The sequence below is a fragment of the Aeromonas sp. R4-3 genome (assembly GCF_040908275.1).
Taxonomy (GTDB): Bacteria; Pseudomonadota; Gammaproteobacteria; order Enterobacterales; family Aeromonadaceae; genus Aeromonas; species Aeromonas rivipollensis.
On sequence record NZ_JBFODK010000055.1, the window covers coordinates 151,826 to 166,860 of the forward strand.

The 15,035-nt window shown below is 60.5% G+C and carries 13 protein-coding genes; 8 read left to right on the plus strand and 5 right to left on the minus strand.

The features are described 5' to 3' along the window. Positions 1–34: 34 nt before the first annotated feature. Positions 35–463: a GNAT family N-acetyltransferase gene (locus AB5Y91_RS17235; protein WP_106886193.1), complete on the minus strand. Its 429-nt coding sequence runs from the start codon at positions 461–463 to the stop codon at positions 35–37. A gap of 180 nt (positions 464–643) precedes the next feature. Here AB5Y91_RS17235 and rdgC point away from each other — a divergent pair, with 180 nt between their 5' ends. After that, positions 644–1,555: a recombination-associated protein RdgC gene (gene rdgC / locus AB5Y91_RS17240; RefSeq protein ID WP_106886192.1), complete on the plus strand. Its 912-nt coding sequence runs from the start codon at positions 644–646 to the stop codon at positions 1,553–1,555. A gap of 82 nt (positions 1,556–1,637) precedes the next feature. Here rdgC and AB5Y91_RS17245 read toward each other — a convergent pair whose 3' ends face one another. After that, positions 1,638–2,252: a GDSL-type esterase/lipase family protein gene (locus AB5Y91_RS17245; RefSeq protein WP_368170366.1), complete on the minus strand. Its 615-nt coding sequence runs from the start codon at positions 2,250–2,252 to the stop codon at positions 1,638–1,640. A 115-nt stretch (positions 2,253–2,367) separates the two neighbouring features. Between AB5Y91_RS17245 and ggt the strand changes: the two genes are divergently transcribed. Both ggt and ybaL read left to right on the plus strand, forming a co-directional pair. Further along, entirely contained in the window at positions 2,368–4,149 is a 1,782-nt protein-coding gene (gene ggt / locus AB5Y91_RS17250) for a gamma-glutamyltransferase (protein WP_368170367.1), read from the plus strand. Positions 4,150–4,510: 361 nt separating this feature from the next. Then, complete coding sequence (ybaL, locus tag AB5Y91_RS17255; protein WP_368170368.1) at positions 4,511–6,142, plus strand: YbaL family putative K(+) efflux transporter; 1,632 nt, start codon at positions 4,511–4,513, stop codon at positions 6,140–6,142. A gap of 134 nt (positions 6,143–6,276) precedes the next feature. Here the strand turns inward: ybaL and AB5Y91_RS17260 are convergent, their stop codons facing one another. After that, a complete protein-coding gene (locus tag AB5Y91_RS17260) occupies positions 6,277–7,578 on the minus strand; it encodes a sigma-54 dependent transcriptional regulator (RefSeq protein WP_106886188.1) in 1,302 nt (433 codons plus the stop codon). A gap of 369 nt (positions 7,579–7,947) precedes the next feature. Between AB5Y91_RS17260 and AB5Y91_RS17265 the strand changes: the two genes are divergently transcribed. From AB5Y91_RS17265 to AB5Y91_RS17285, 5 genes are all read left to right on the plus strand, one after another. Then, positions 7,948–8,526 (plus strand): hypothetical protein, encoded by a 579-nt coding sequence (locus AB5Y91_RS17265; protein ID WP_368170369.1) that lies wholly within the window; start codon positions 7,948–7,950, stop codon positions 8,524–8,526. 87 nt (positions 8,527–8,613) lie between these two features. After that, the gene (locus AB5Y91_RS17270) at positions 8,614–9,708 is read left to right on the plus strand and encodes a hypothetical protein (RefSeq protein ID WP_253264985.1); all 1,095 of its coding nucleotides are present in this window, start codon (positions 8,614–8,616) and stop codon (positions 9,706–9,708) included. Positions 9,709–9,762: 54 nt separating this feature from the next. Next, positions 9,763–10,440 (plus strand): C39 family peptidase, encoded by a 678-nt coding sequence (locus AB5Y91_RS17275; RefSeq protein WP_106886187.1) that lies wholly within the window; start codon positions 9,763–9,765, stop codon positions 10,438–10,440. Positions 10,441–10,447: 7 nt separating this feature from the next. Then, positions 10,448–11,107, plus strand: a complete 660-nt coding sequence (locus tag AB5Y91_RS17280) for a hypothetical protein (RefSeq protein ID WP_106886186.1) — start codon at positions 10,448–10,450, stop codon at positions 11,105–11,107. Positions 11,108–11,169: 62 nt separating this feature from the next. Further along, positions 11,170–12,363 carry a transporter gene (locus tag AB5Y91_RS17285; RefSeq protein ID WP_368170370.1) on the plus strand — a complete coding sequence of 398 codons (1,194 nt, stop codon included), beginning with the start codon at positions 11,170–11,172 and terminating at the stop codon, positions 12,361–12,363. Between the two features lie 457 nt (positions 12,364–12,820). Here the strand turns inward: AB5Y91_RS17285 and AB5Y91_RS17290 are convergent, their stop codons facing one another. Both AB5Y91_RS17290 and puuR read right to left on the minus strand, forming a co-directional pair. After that, positions 12,821–14,098: an FAD-binding oxidoreductase gene (locus tag AB5Y91_RS17290; protein WP_234691624.1), complete on the minus strand. Its 1,278-nt coding sequence runs from the start codon at positions 14,096–14,098 to the stop codon at positions 12,821–12,823. Positions 14,099–14,147: 49 nt separating this feature from the next. After that, complete coding sequence (puuR, locus tag AB5Y91_RS17295; RefSeq protein WP_111910023.1) at positions 14,148–14,759, minus strand: HTH-type transcriptional regulator PuuR; 612 nt, start codon at positions 14,757–14,759, stop codon at positions 14,148–14,150. Between the last annotated feature and the right edge of the window lie 276 nt (positions 14,760–15,035).

Genomic DNA, 15,035 nt, shown 5'->3' on the forward strand with positions numbered 1-15,035 from the left:
TTTTTTCAAGCAAAACAGGCCGGTGACGTCAGATTCAGACGGCTTGGAAATGCATCTGGTACTGGGGATGACCGGTCAGGGGATCCGAGACCTCACCCCCGATCCTGAACCCGTGGCGGCGATAGAAGCGCACCGCCGGCTCGTTCTCCACGAAGACCCGGGTATGGAGCGCCCCCACCTGTTGCTTGGCCTCCTGCAGCAGGGCATGACCAACCCCGCGTCCCTGGCGGTCGGGTCGCACGAAGAGGGCGGCCAGGTAGTCATCCACCAGGGCCATGAAACCGAGCAGTTCCCCGCGCTCTTCAAACACCCAGATGCGGGCGTGGTCGAGGTAGCGGGTACGCAGCTCCTCCTGAGCCTGCCACCAGCAGGAAGCGTCAACGAAATCATGGGCCTGCAAGGATGCCAGCAGCCAGATCTCGACGATCTCTTCCATGTCTTCCGGCCGGCTCGCTCTCAACATATTCGCATCCTTGTTAACAATTTGAACACTCGCAGTCTAGGGGAGTTCGATGACAAGACGGGCGGTCAAGATGAGGCCATGTGAAGTCGATCGCCCTTTATTTAGCGAGAATGATTGGCTGATCACAAAGCGCCTCTCTAGTACAATGCCCGCCGGACAATCTATGAGACCGAGGACGCCATGTGGTTTAAAAACCTGCAGATTTATCGCTTTACCCGCCCCTTTGACCTGACCGTGGATCAGCTGGAAACCCAGCTCGAGGCCTGTGCCTTCACCCCGTGCGGCAGTCAGGACATCTCCCGGTTCGGGTGGGTCAAGCCCCTCGGCAAATTCGGCTCCACCCTGACTCACAGCGCCTCTGGCCATATCCTGCTCTGCGCCCGCAAGGAAGAGAAGATGCTGCCGGGCACAGTGGTCAAGGAGATGCTGGCGGAGAAGGTCGAAGCGATCGAATTCGAGCAGGGCCGCGCCCTCAAGAAGAAGGAGAAGGAGGCGCTGAAGGAGGAGATCATGCATACCCTGCTGCCCCGCGCCTTCAGCCGCACCAGCCAGACCTTCGCCTGGATCAACCCGGCCGACAACCTGATGGTGGTGGACGCCGGCTCCGCCAAGAAGGCGGACGATCTGCTGGCGCTGCTGCGCAAGAGCATAGGTACCCTGCCCGTGGTGCCGGTGGCCCTCAAGAACCCGCCCGAGATCACCATGACCGAGTGGCTGAACGAGGGCAATCTGCCCGCCAGCTTCACCCTGGAAGACGAGGCCGAGCTGCGCAGTGCCATGGAGCACGGCGGCATCATCCGCTGCAAGCAGCAGGATCTGATGAGCGACGAGATCAAGAATCACCTGGCCAACGACAAGCTGGTGACCAAGCTGGCCCTGAACTGGGGCGAGACCCTGAGCTTCGTGCTGGGGGACGATCTCTCCATCAAGCGCCTGAAATTCAGCGAAGAGTTGCGCGAGCAGAACGACGACGTCACCAGCGAGGATCCCGCCGCCCGCCTGGATGCGGACTTCGCTCTGGTGACCGCCGAGCTGGCCCAGTTCATCCCGGCGCTGTTTGCCGCCCTGGGTGGCGAAGAGCAGTCCCTCTGAGTTGTCCTTGCCTGTAAAAAAACCGCCTCGGCGGTTTTTTTTGATCCCGGGCGATCCTGCCGACGCGGCAGGAGCAGCGGCCTCATAGAGCGCCGTGCTCCTGCAAAAGCCGGTGAAGCCGCTCGGCCAAGGCGCCATATCCCTGCGCGTTGAAGTGCACGGCGTCGGACTTGAGCCCGGGAGTGCGCAGCAGCTCGCCAATGCTGTCCTCGTCCAGCACCAGTCCGTACTGCTGTGCCAGTTCCCCGTAGAGGGGCGCACCATCGGCAAACAGGGACTTGCGAGGCACGGCCACCAGCAGCACCTGGGCGCCGCTGCCCTGCGCCGCCTCTATCATGGCCGCGAGATTGGCCTTGAGCGCCCCCTCCCCGCTGCCGCGCAGCATGTCATTGCCTCCCTCCAGCAAGATCACCAGCGCGGGCCTGTGCTCGGCCAGCAGCGCCGGCAAGCGGGCTCGCCCGGCACGGCTTAACTCCCCCGACACCCCGCCATTGATGACGGGGTGGCCGCTCAAGCTCGCCAGTACGCTGGGGTAGCTCTGGGCCGGACTGACCCCGCGCCCCTCGGTCAGGCTGTCTCCGAACGCCAATATGGTCTCCCCCGCCGCCAGGGGTCTGAACCCCGGCTCGCCACAGGCGGTCAGCAGCAGGCAGAGCAGCCCCGTCACGCAACGCCTCACCAGTCCCTCCTTGTGCATCCTGGGCCCCTCCTTGATATTTTTGTAACCATATGAGTATAAAGACAATCTTTCAATCGGGCTCCAACTGTGCCACATTCCGATGACTGTACAAGAAACCGACAAGGAGCCTGTCATGTCCCTCAAACCCCTCGCCCTGCTGGTGGCCTTCGGCCTGCTCACCGGCTGCGCCCCCCAGAGCGCCTTTCATTATGTCCCCCCTCCCCAGACCCTGACAGCCCCCGAGGCGGCCAGCGGCTGGACCGACAAGCCGGGCTGGCAGGGGCGCGACTTCATGGTGGCCGCGGCCAACCCGCTGGCGGTGGATGCGGGCTACCAGATCGTCAAGGCGGGTGGCAGCGCCGTCGATGCGGCCATCGCCGTCCAGCTGGTATTGACTCTGGTGGAGCCGCAATCTTCCGGGATCGGCGGCGGCTCCCTCATGCTGGTGTGGGATGGCAAGCAGGTGGCGGCCGTGGATGGCAGGGAGACGGCACCGGCGGCGGCCACGGATCAGCTGTTCATGAAGGATGGCAAGCCGATGGCGTTCTATGACGGCGTGGTGGGCGGTCGCTCGGTCGGCGCCCCCGGCACTGTACGCGCCCTGGCGCTGGCCCACGCCCGCTATGGCAAGCTGCCCTGGGCCAGCCTGTTCGAGCCCGCCATCACGCTCGCCGAGCAGGGCTTCATCATCAGCCCTCGTCTGGCCACCCTGCTGGCAAAGGATCCCTATCTGGCCAAAGACCCCGAGGCCAGGGCCTACTTCTACCAGGCGGATGGCAGCCCCAAGGCGGCGGGCACCCGCCTCACCAACCCGGCACTGGCCGGGGTACTCAGAACGCTGGCACGGGATGGGGCCGATGCCTTCTATCGAGGGCCCATCGCCGAGGCCATGGTGGCCAAAGTCCATGCCCATCCCACCAACCCCGGGGTGCTGAGCGTCGCGGATCTGGCCAGCTACAGCGCCAGGTTGCGGGACGGCCTCTGCTTTGACTATCGCCAGAGCGAGGTGTGCGGCTTCCCGACTCCCTCCTCGGGCACCCTGGCCCTCGGCCAGATCTTCGGCATGCTGGAGAGCCGCGACATGGCGGCCCTCAGGCCGGTGCAGGGGGCGGACGGCCGGCTGGCCGCCTCAAGCGACGCCATCCACCTTTACAGCGAGGCGGCGCGCCTCGCCTTCGCCGACCGCAACCAGTACGTGGCGGACGGAGACTTCGTCGAGGTGCCGGTGCGCGGCATGCTGGACAAGGGCTATCTCGCCGAGCGGAGCCGGCTCATCGGCGCCAAGTCCATGGGCGTCGCCCAACCGGGCACGCCGCCACTGGCGCTGACCCGTGGTCAGGATGCCACCCCGGAATTGCCCTCCACCAGCCACGTCTCCATAGTGGATGGGGACGGCATGGCGGTCTCCATGACCAGCTCCATCGAGGATGGCTTCGGCTCCCGGCTGATGGTCAACGGCTACCTGCTCAACAACCAGCTCACGGATTTTTCCTTCACCTCGGTGGATGCCGCCGGTCTGCCGGTGGCCAACCGGGTGGAGCCTGGCAAGCGCCCGCGCTCCTCAATGTCGCCCCTGCTGGTGTTTGACAAGCAGACCGGTGAGCTGGAGATGAGCCTGGGCTCCCCCGGTGGCTCGGCCATCATCAACTACGTGGGCAAGGCGCTGCTCGGCACCCAGGACTGGGGGCTGAACCTGCAGCAGGCCATCGACCTGCCCAACTTCGGCAGCCGCAACGGCCCCACCGAGCTGGAGCAGGGACGCACGCCCGAGTCCGTTATCCAGGGGCTCAAGGCCAGGGGGCACGAGATAGTGCTCAGCGAGCAGACCTCGGGCTTGCAGGGGGTGCAACGCAATGCCGGTGGCTGGTTTGGCGCCGCAGACCCTAGGCGGGAGGGGGTTGCCAGGGGCGAGTGATCCCCTGGCGCACATCAACGGAGGCGGCCCGAAGGCCGCCTCAATCATCTGGGCTCCCCGGCGAGCCAAAACCCATCAAGGATTGATTACTCCTGCCAATATTTACCGGGAAAGACTTTTTAACCACTCACAAAACAATGGTTTATATATGTTTGATATCAAATTAGATCTGAAACTTGGATAAGTGTTGCTCGAGCAGTAAAATTACATTATTTTTCAATGGAAACGGCATCTGTTGCCCCCAAGATATTGTGCTTGATGCGGCCAACTTCTGTCTCTTTCGCCCCCTGCTCATTGACAGCTGCCCTCTTCGCCTCTTGGTGATCTGGTAGCCCCTGACTGCCATTAGCGAGGTGACGACATGGACCACTCACTCCCCCTTATCACAACCCTGGTTGGCGGCTTCGTGCTCGCCTATCTCTTTGGCATGCTGGCTCAACGCCTGCGCATCTCCCCCATGGTGGGTTATCTGGCGGCCGGGGTCGTGTGCGGCCCATTCACCCCCGGCTATGTGGCCGATTTGAGACTCGCCCCCGAATTGGCGGAGATCGGCGTCATTCTGTTGATGTTTGGCGTCGGCCTGCACTTCTCCCTGAAGGATCTGCTCTCGGTCAAACACATCGCCATCCCGGGCGCCATAGTGCAGATCACCCTGGCGACCCTGCTCGGGCTCGGTCTCTCCCAGTTGCTCGGCTGGAGCATCACCGCCGGCCTGGTGTTCGGGCTGGCACTCTCCACCGCCAGCACAGTGGTGCTGCTGCGGGCGCTGGAGAGCCGGGGGCAGCTGGATACCAAGGAGGGGCGCATCGCCATCGGCTGGCTCATCGTCGAGGATCTGGTGATGGTGCTGGCCCTGGTGCTGCTCCCCATACTGGCGAACCTGCAGACCGGAGGCGAGACCCTGACCCTGGCCCATGTGCTCCGGGATCTGGGCTTCACCCTGGCCAAGGTGGCCGCCTTCATCGCACTGATGACCATAGGGGGACGCCGCCTCATCCCCTGGATGCTGGCCCGCACCGCCGCCACCGGCTCCCGCGAACTCTTTACCCTGGCCGTGCTCTCCTGCTCCCTGGGTATCGCCTTCGGGGCGGTCAAGCTGTTCGGGGTCTCCTTCGCCCTCGGCGCCTTCTTCGCCGGGGTAGTGATGAACAGCTCCCACCTCAGCCACAAGGCTGCCAACGATACCCTGCCACTGCAGGATGCCTTCGCCGTGCTCTTCTTCGTCTCTGTGGGCATGCTGTTTGACCCCACCATCTTGCTGCGCGAGCCGCTGGCGGTGCTGGCAACCATCTTTGTCATCGTCATCGGCAAATCGGTGGCGGCCTTCGCCATAGTGCGCCTGTTTGGCCACAGCGTGCGCACGGCACTGACCATCTCGGCCAGCCTGGCCCAGGTGGGGGAGTTCTCCTTCATCCTGATGGGGCTGGGTGCCATGCTTGGTCTGGTGCCCGATGTGGCACGCGATCTGGTGCTGGTGGGCGCCTGCTTCTCCATCATGCTCAATCCGCTGGTGTTCAACCAGGTCGAGCGCTGGCTAAGAAGCAAGCCTGAGCCCCGGGTCGAGCCCGGTACTTCCCTCTGTCCCCTGCAGGGTCATGTGGTGGTGGTCGGGGCCGACGGCATCGGCAGCCATTTGATTCGGCAACTGCACGAACTAGGAAGGGAGATGGTAGTGATAGATCCGGATGAGCAGTTGCTGGAACCCTGGCGCGCTCAGGGGATCCGCTGTCTCGCAGGCCACCCCATCCAGAACGACCTGCTCTCGGTGGCGCTCCCCGATGCCAGCTGGTTGCTCATCACCCTGGATGACAGCCTGCTGGCCGGAGAAATCGCCGCGAGAGCCCGTGAGCAGGGAGACCTGCTGCGCATTGCCGCCTGTGGTCACCAGGCGGAAGAGGTGCATCACCTGCTGATCCGCGGTGCCCATCAGGTGGTCCAAAGTGAAGAGGAAGCGGCGCGCCGTCTGTGCCAGCTGGCAACGCACGCCCCCTGACGGCGACATACCCCCTAGCACATCCGTCGCCAAACCGGTTTGCGCACATTTGCACAAATAAAAACCCGGGCCTGTTGCCCGGGCTTGGCACTGAACGGCAGGGGCAAAGGCCGCCATGCACGCAATGACGGGAACTACAGCAGATCGTGCTTGTCCAGCAGCCGGTAGAGGGTGGCGCGCGAGATGTCCAGGGTGCGCGCCACCTCCTCCAGCTGGTCAGGGAAACGGGCCAGCGTCCGTTGCAGCGCCTGGCGCTCTGCCGCCTCACGCACGGCCTTGAGCGAGCCATCGAGCAACAGGGAGTCCATGTTGGTCAGCTCCATGTCATCGGCCTCGATGAAGGGGCCAGAACTCATGACGGCTGCCCGCTGCACCCGGTTGCGCAGCTCCCTGACATTGCCAGGCCAGCCATAGGACTGCATGGCCTGACGCGCCTTGTGGGTAAAGCTCAGCATCCGCCCTCCCCGCACTTCTGCCAGGATATCGTCGGCAAGCAGCTGGATGTCCTCCGCCCGTTCGCACAAGGCAGGGGTACGCAACCGCACCACGTTGAGCCGATAGTAGAGGTCCATGCGAAATCCACCGCTGGCCACCGCCTGCTCCACATCGATATTGGTGGCGGCGATGACCCTTACGTCCACATTCCGTGTCAGATGACTGCCCACGGCCTCTATGCTCTGCTCCTGCAAGAAGCGCAGCAGGGTCGCCTGATCCTCCAGTGGCAACTCCCCGATCTCGTCGAGGAACAGGGTGCCGCCATCGGCCGCCTCAATCTTGCCTATCTTGCGGCTCTGGGCACCGGTGAAGGCGCCCTTGACGTGGCCGAACAGCTCGGACTGGATCAGCTGATGGGGCATGGCGCCGCAGTTGACGGCCACAAAGGGACTGTCTTCGCCGAAGGTGCTGTAGTGCAGCTCACGAGCCACCAGCTCCTTGCCGGTTCCGCTGGGCCCGGTCACCAGCACGGGCAGGCGACAATGTTGCAGCCGCATGATCTGCTCGCGCAACTGGCGAATGGCGCTGCTCTCACCCTGGATGAAGCGCAGCTGAGCCGGCATCTTGGGGCGATGGCGCCGGATGAGCTGCGCCATTCCCAACGCATGACCCAAGCTGTGGGAGAGTCTTTCCTGATCGAGCGGGAAGGTGTGGAAGTCATGGAAACAGGCTGCAAGCAGGTTGCGCAGGGCCTCGCTGGCCAGGCAATCACGCTCGATCAGGCCAATCCACAGGCTGCTGGAGTGTTGGCCAATCAGGGAATACAAGGCGTCATGCTGATCCGGCTTGATGGCCACCAGCACCAGGGGATAAGTCTTTTCCTGCAATTTCTGTTCTGCCACCGCCAGGGAACTTGCCTGCTCCACTTGCCATTCGCTTTTTATCAGCAGGCTTTCCAGCACGGCACATGAATTGATGAGTAACAATGCCGTTTCTGTCATAGGGAAAACTCCTTGTTATAGCCTCTGCACGAGAGAGTCTGACCATTGCTCTTTGAGGCTCACGCCTTCATCTGGACAGAGCATGACGTTCATCAAATGACGCCAACTCCAAGTAACCAGACGATGATAACTATAAACCATCCCGCATTTAGACTGATGACACCACAATAATGAGACAGCAAAATTAACGGTGAGAAACAATAAAGTCATTGATAAACAATATGTTGATGAATTATATAAAAGTTCATTATCAAAACTGAGACTTAAACACAAATAGCTCAAATACAAAAACATTATATATCAATAAGTTACTAACTGGCACATTCATTGCTCTCTCTAATAAGCCCTCCTGGCATATGGAGACAGAGCATGAAAACATATATTGCACTGGCAATTATTTCCCTTCCCGCATTCGCACAGCAGTCGCAAGCAGAGAATCGTGTTGATCTCGGCTCGCAAGCGCTCAGCAATATTCGTGGCGCCATGGGTGTCAATATGGTTGCCGGTAATAACAACCAGCAGGGCAACCTCGCCGCCATAGCGCTATCAGGGCCGGCCATCGTTCAATTTAGCCAACAGAATCAATCCACTACCAATCTCAATGGCAACCAGAGCGTGGCCATTCTGGGCTCGGCGCTGAGCCAGAGTCAGGGGCTGGTCGGGATCAATCAGGGCGCAGGTGAAGCCAACCAGCAGCTCAATGCCTTCGCCTTGTCGCTGGATGACAGCGGCATCGGTGTGGTGACCGACATCAACCTCAGCACCAGTGTTGCAAAGACACCTTCAGGCAAGGTGCCTCCCAACACAACCACCAGTATCTACCTGGATGACAGCGCCCTGACGGGCAGTAAAGGCGTCATCCAGGTGAACCAGGTCACGGGACAGGGAAACCAGGCAGTCAACATGGTCTCCCTGCCTCTGGCTGGCGCAGTAACGACATCCCCATGATGTCGCAGGGATCGGAAGCCGAGTCCGGGGGCGTAGGTTCAGCCGATGGGCAAATCTTCCACAGAAAGTTCAATGGAGAGACTCATTATGCGTGGACTTATTTATAGCTCATTAGCCGCTGCGGTTGTCATGGCCATGTCGGGCACCGCCTCCGCCGATTACCGCGGTGACAGGGATGAGACAGGGGCAACCTTGACCAAGAAGGTCAAGGCAGAGGTCGATGTAGAGTACGAAGGCACTGTCCGTGTCGGCGGCTACATCAATGTCAACAAACTCGGCATGGCGGTGGTGGACAACCAACAATCCAGCTCCATGATCGGCACTGGTAATTCAAGAACAGAAAACACGAGCAAGATTGACGGCTCGTTCAAGGGTGCATCCGGTAACGTCGGCGCCAACGTAGCAGCCGGTGACTCCAACGTACAAGGCAACAGCGCTTCCCTGGCAGCCTATGACGAAGTGGATGCCGAGTTCATCATGGGCCGCGGCCAACAACAAGGCATGCCTGGTGGATCTTCGGATGCCGAGATCTTCTCCACCCAAAGTGCCAGCCAAAACTGGACTACCAACCACGGTCATCAGAACAAGGCCGGGATCGGCGATGGGGCATTCAAGGATGCCGCGGGCAACATAGGTGCCAACGTGACGTCTGGCTCGGGTAATGTTCAGGCCAACAACATGGCGGCCTCGGTGTCCACCGGCAACATGGCCGTGGCCACAGTGGCAAACAGCCAGAGCGTGTCCAAGAACATGACCGAGAACAAGAGCCTGAGCGCCACCAGAACCGTGGACTACAACCCCATCTTCCTCAAGCTCAAAGCCGAGGGTGAGTACGAAGGGACCAGCAAGCAGTCCAACGACGTCTATCCGGAAGTCTGGGTCGACGGGGATCACAATCCTGGAGCACAACGCCAGCTTGGTCACATCGACTTCGACAATGACAACAAGAAAAATCCTGGCAAGTTCGAGTTCGAGGAAGAGGGTGATATCAAGCTCAGTGGCTATGCAACTGGCTTCATCCCCGTGGTCAATACCTACACCAGCCGCGAAACCTTCAACCGGGCAACCATCGATGGCGGCGCCTTCAACGGTGCCGTGGGCAACATCGGGGTGAACGTGTCGTCGGGCACCAACAACCTGCAAGCGAACAACCTCTCGCTGGCCGCAGGTTTTGCCAAGTAATGCTCTTCAGAGGGGGCCTTTGCGCCCCCTTTTTTTCAGGACATGGAGGTCTCAATGCGCTGGCTACTGCTGTTGTTATTCTGCCCTGCTGCCTGGTCAGCCAATATGCCATTGGGAGAACATCTCCCGGCACTGGGGGATCTCAACAAACCGGTACAGAGCATTCTGGAGCGCCGTTATGCCAATATCGAGCGCCAACATACAGATTTCAGCTGTGGGGCTGCCGCCGTCGCAACCATACTGCGCTACTCCTACGGCCATGTAACCAATGAACGCTGGGTGATGGATGGCATGTTGGCCATGGCAGACCCGGCACAGGTCAAACACTATGGCTTCTCCATGCTCGACATGAAGCAATATTTGCAAATGCTCGGCATGCGCGTCAGAGGGTATCGCCTGGGAGATGAAAAATTGCGGCAGGTGAGAGTACCCACCATAGTGCTGCTCAATATTCGCGGCTATCAGCACTTTGCCGTGCTGCGTGCCATCGATCGCCACGACCGTGTCTATCTGGCAGATCCGGCCCTCGGAAATCGTGTCATTACGTTCCAGGAGTTCAAGGAAAGCTGGAACGGCATACTGCTCGCCGTTATTGGTGCCGGTTATCGCCCGGATGCGCCTCTGGCCAATCCTTCTCCTCCACTCTCAGCCAGAGGAAAAGATGGGCTGTTCGCCCCCGTCAATGAAACATCCTTGCTGGAATTTGGTTTTCAGCACAAAGAGCTAATGTGAGGTCATCATGAATACCCGACCCGCTATATGCCTCATCTGCAGTCTGGGTGGCTTTGCCTGCCCACTGCTGGCCGATTCGGATCCTCTGGCACTGCTGTCAGACCATTTTGCTCCTGAACTGGCCGATGGAGAGCTGGCCCATTTACGCGGTCGCTATGTCAGTACCCACGGGATCAGCTATTTCGGCATCGAGTTCATTTCAACCCTGACGACGGCTCAGGCCCAGCAAACTGCCGCCATGAACCTGGCCCTGAGCGTGGTGCAAAATAAACCCAAACTGGATGTACGCATCAAGGATGAGGTCAAGACAGTAACAACGACGCCTCCGAGTGCTCCCGTACAAGGCGCTGGCTTGGTGCAGGTCGTGCAGTTGGAGGGGAGCGGCAACAGCTCGGTGAACCAGGCGGGTATTACACTGACGGCCCCCGAAATGACGGGGCAGATCGTCTCCGCGGGCAACTACGAGCATCAGGGGAACCTTGGCACTGCTAGTTACCGCGTTTCAGGCAATTATGCCGGGCTGCAACTAAACTCGTCCGATGGACGAGTCCGATTGGAACAGAGTCTGAGAGGAACCGATTTCAGTCGAGGTCTGCTGCAACTCAATAGAGTCAGGGGTGACGGTTTGCAGACGCTCAATCAGACCAGGATCTGGCTTTCTCGCTGAGAACAGATGAATCCCATGGACTGAACTATAAAAAGGATAATAAACAACAAGGACGTATCTCGATGAAACAGTCTACCGTGCTGTTGATTGCACTGACCCCTTTCGCCTGCTGGGGCGCGACCGCAGAGGAAGAGGCCCTACAACAACAGCTTGATCAGCTGCGTCAGCAATTGATCCAGCAAAATCAGGCACTCCATCAGTTACAGGCCCGCCTGGAAGCCGTCAAGGCCACCGGTGCGACCGCGGTCGCCGCAGAAGGGGCTACCGCCGCGGCCCCCTCCCAGCCTGACCCGGCTCGCCGGGCCCCCGAAGTCGGTCGCAGTACCGAAGACCTGATGATCGAGCAGCACAACGTGTTTGATCGTGCGTTGACCCTCGATTTTGGCCTCTCTTATCAGCACTACAATCGCAAGGATCTCGCCCTGCGCGGTTTTCTTGCCCTGGACGCCATCTTCCTTGGTGAAATCAATCTGGACAGAGTCCGTTCCGATCAATGGACGGCAGATCTGGTGACCCGTTACACCCTCAATGATCGCTGGCAGCTGGAACTGGCCGTGCCCTATATGTACCGCAACACCAACTACCAGAGCACCGGCAAGGAGAACTCCAGCCGTGAGTTTGAGGAGCAGACCGTCAGCGATGGCGGGCTTGGCGATCTCAGTCTCGCCATCTACTACAGGGTCCTGGCCGAGGATGAAGATTGGCCGGATCTGGTCTGGAACCTGCGGGCCAAGGCGCCGACAGGCAAGGATCCCTACGGGATAGAGATCATGACCTCGGAGTCCGGCAACCTGATGGTCCCCAAGGATCTCGCCACCGGCAACGGGCTCTGGCAGTTGTCCACCGGCTTCTCCCTGGTCAGGACCATGGACCCCGCCATACTGTTCGCCAACCTCAACTATGGTCACAGCCTCAAGCAAGACTTTGACGATGTCTCCTACCAGCCCGGCGATCAGCCAGGCAGCATCCAGCTCGGTGACTGGTATGAATATGGATTGGGGGTCGCGTTTGCACTGAACGAGCGCTTCAGCCTCTCCTTCAACATCAACCAGCGCATCACCCTCGAATCCAGCCAGGGAGCCGAAGGCTTTGACATGGAGAAGGTCACCGGCTCCGATGCCAACGCCGCCAGCTTCGGGATGGGGTCAACCTGGGCCATTACGGACAAGCTCTCCATGGCGGTCAACTGGTCGGCAGGGCTCACCACGGATGCGCCCGACTACAGCATAGGGCTGCGCTTCCCCTATAGATTCTGAGACCGGCGAGTCGATGCAGCCTGAGCTGGTTGATGATGGCGCCACACCATTGAAGCTGATCCAGGTTGTTCACCCAGAACAGAGGGAGGCATGACGCCTCCCTCTGTCGTTTCATCTGCCTTCTGGCTGCCAGCGCTCACCTGCTGGCAGCTTCATCCCCTGAGAGGAGAGCCTGGGGAGCCCTCGCACTCAACGCACCTCAACCTAAAAGAGAGTGGCTTCCCCCTATTCGGCCGCCGTATCACCAGAAGCTTATGTCCTTCACCACTCGGCGGTCATGACGCTATAACGCGGGCGCCGTTATGGGATCCCCAAGTTTGCCCAGCAGGGTAAGCAGTCTCCTGCGGCGCAGGGGATGGCTTGCCACTCCCCCTTATGCGGCCGCCGAATCACCAGAAGCTCATGCCCTTCACTATTCGGCCGTCATGACGCCATAGCGCTATGCCCTTTATGGGCGTCACACCCCCAGCCTGTCTCGCAGGGTATACCAGGCGGCCCCCGCGGCGGTGAAGGGGATGCGGAACAGACGCCCGCCCGGGAAGGGGTAGTGTGGTAGCTTGGCGAAGGCGTCGAAGCGCTCCGCCTGGCCACTCAGCACTTCCGAAAGCAGCTTGCCCGCCAGATGGGTACAGGTCACGCCGTGGCCGCTGTAACCCTGCATGTAGTAGATGTTGTGACCGATACGGCCAAACTGCGGCAGGCGCGACAGGGTCAAGAGGAAATTGCCGGTCCAGGTGTACTCCACCTTGACGTCCGCCAGCTGGGGGAAGGTCTTCTGCATCTTGGGGATAATCAGCCGCTCTATGTCTGCCGGATCCCGCGCCCCATAGACAACGCCGCCGCCGTAGATCAGCCGGTGATCCCCTGTGGTTCTGTAGTAGTCGAGCAGGTAGTTGCAATCTTCCAGGCAGTAGTTCTGCGGCAGCAGGGCGCGGGCCCGCTCCTCCCCCAGCACCTCGGTGGCGATGACTTGCGTGCCGCACGGCATGCTCTTGCTCGCCAGCTCAGGTACCAGGTTGCCGAGATAGGCGTTGCCGGCCACCACCACGAAGCGCGCCTTCACCGCCCCCTTGGCCGTCTTCACCAGGGCAATCTGGCCCGGAGTGATGCTGGTGACGGCGGATTGCTCGAAGATGCGGCCTCCCAGGGCGCGGATGGCTTCCGCCTCCCCCAGCGCCAGGTTGAGGGGGTGGATATGGCCGCCGCGCTTGTCCAGCAGGGCGCCGATGTAGCGATCGCTTGCCACCACCTCGCGTACACCTTCGGCATCGAGCAGCTCCAGCTGATCGTTGCCCCACTTCTGCCAGCGGGCATGTTGTGCCTTGAGCTCGTGGAGCTGCTTCTGGGTCTCGGCGGCAAAGACACCGCCCTGCTGCAGATCGCACTGGATGTTGTAGCGCTGGATCCGCTCGCGGATGATGTCTCCCCCCTCAAACAACATGGAGCCGAGCAGCCTGGCCTGATCCGGCGGGCAGTTCGCTTCTATGGTGTCGATGTCACGGCTGTAGGAGTTGACTATCTGGCCGCCGTTGCGGCCGCTGGCGCCAAACCCCACCCTGGCCGCCTCCAGCACCACCACCTTGTAGCCCTTCTCCACCAGGTGCAGGGCGCTGGAGAGGCCGGTATACCCGGCCCCTATGACACAGACGTCGCACTCAAGCTGCTCGGTGAGCATCGGGTAGGGGGCGTGCTGGTTGGCACTGGCTGCGTAGTAACTCTTTACATGTTCGGTCATGATCCCTGCTTCCTTACCGGTTCGTTTCCAATGTTCGCGCTGTTCAATGTCAAAAGCTGGCGGGGGTGTGGGCGCTGACGATGCGGCAGACCTGCCCCGATGGATTGCTGAAGCTGTGGGGCTCGCCGGTGTCGATCACATAGCTGTCCCCGGCGCACAGCTGATAGGTCTGCCCGGCCAGGCTCAGCACGACAGAGCCCTCCAGCACTGTGCCCACCTCCTCCCCCAGGTGCTTGACCTGCCCCCCGGTGTCCGTGCCTGGGGCATAGGTCTCCAGCATGAAGCCGAGCTGGCGACGATTGTTGCCGTTGTGCACCAGCTTCATGGAGACCCCCTGGCTGCCCAGCTCGATGAGCTGTTCGGCCTTGATCACCACGCTCGGCGCCCGCGCCTCCTCCTCGGCGAAGAAGCGGGAGAGCGGCAGCTCGTAGACGCTGAGCAATTTTTGCAACGAGGCGACCGAGGGGCTCACCTTGTTCTGCTCTATCATGCAGATGGCGCCGTGAGTCAGGCCGCTCAGCTCGGCGGCCCGGCGCTGGGAGAGCCCGAGGCGACGGCGAAGGAGGGCGAGCCGCTCCCCCATGGTTTTATCCATCCCTTTGTCAGACAAGGGGTTATCCGTCATGGTCTGCCACTGGACCTCACCTTGTGGTTGCTGCATCCCCACCTCCTTGTATGGCTATTCGAATACCTTGTGGCGGCTGGTTAAAATAATGCGTCAATCCCGGCACCCTGTTCGCTATCCTGCACAGCCGAGAGCGTTCATTATTTTGCACACCTCACCGAATGAGAAACGCTAGAATCGTCCTGAGAGCCCCATTTCTAGCATGCACTGCACCATTCACTCAAATATATTTAACACTTGAAAAACATTTCGGCTCACTTTATGGTCGTTACGTGCTTATTATTCTATACGGTGGCACCACGGGATGAGTTG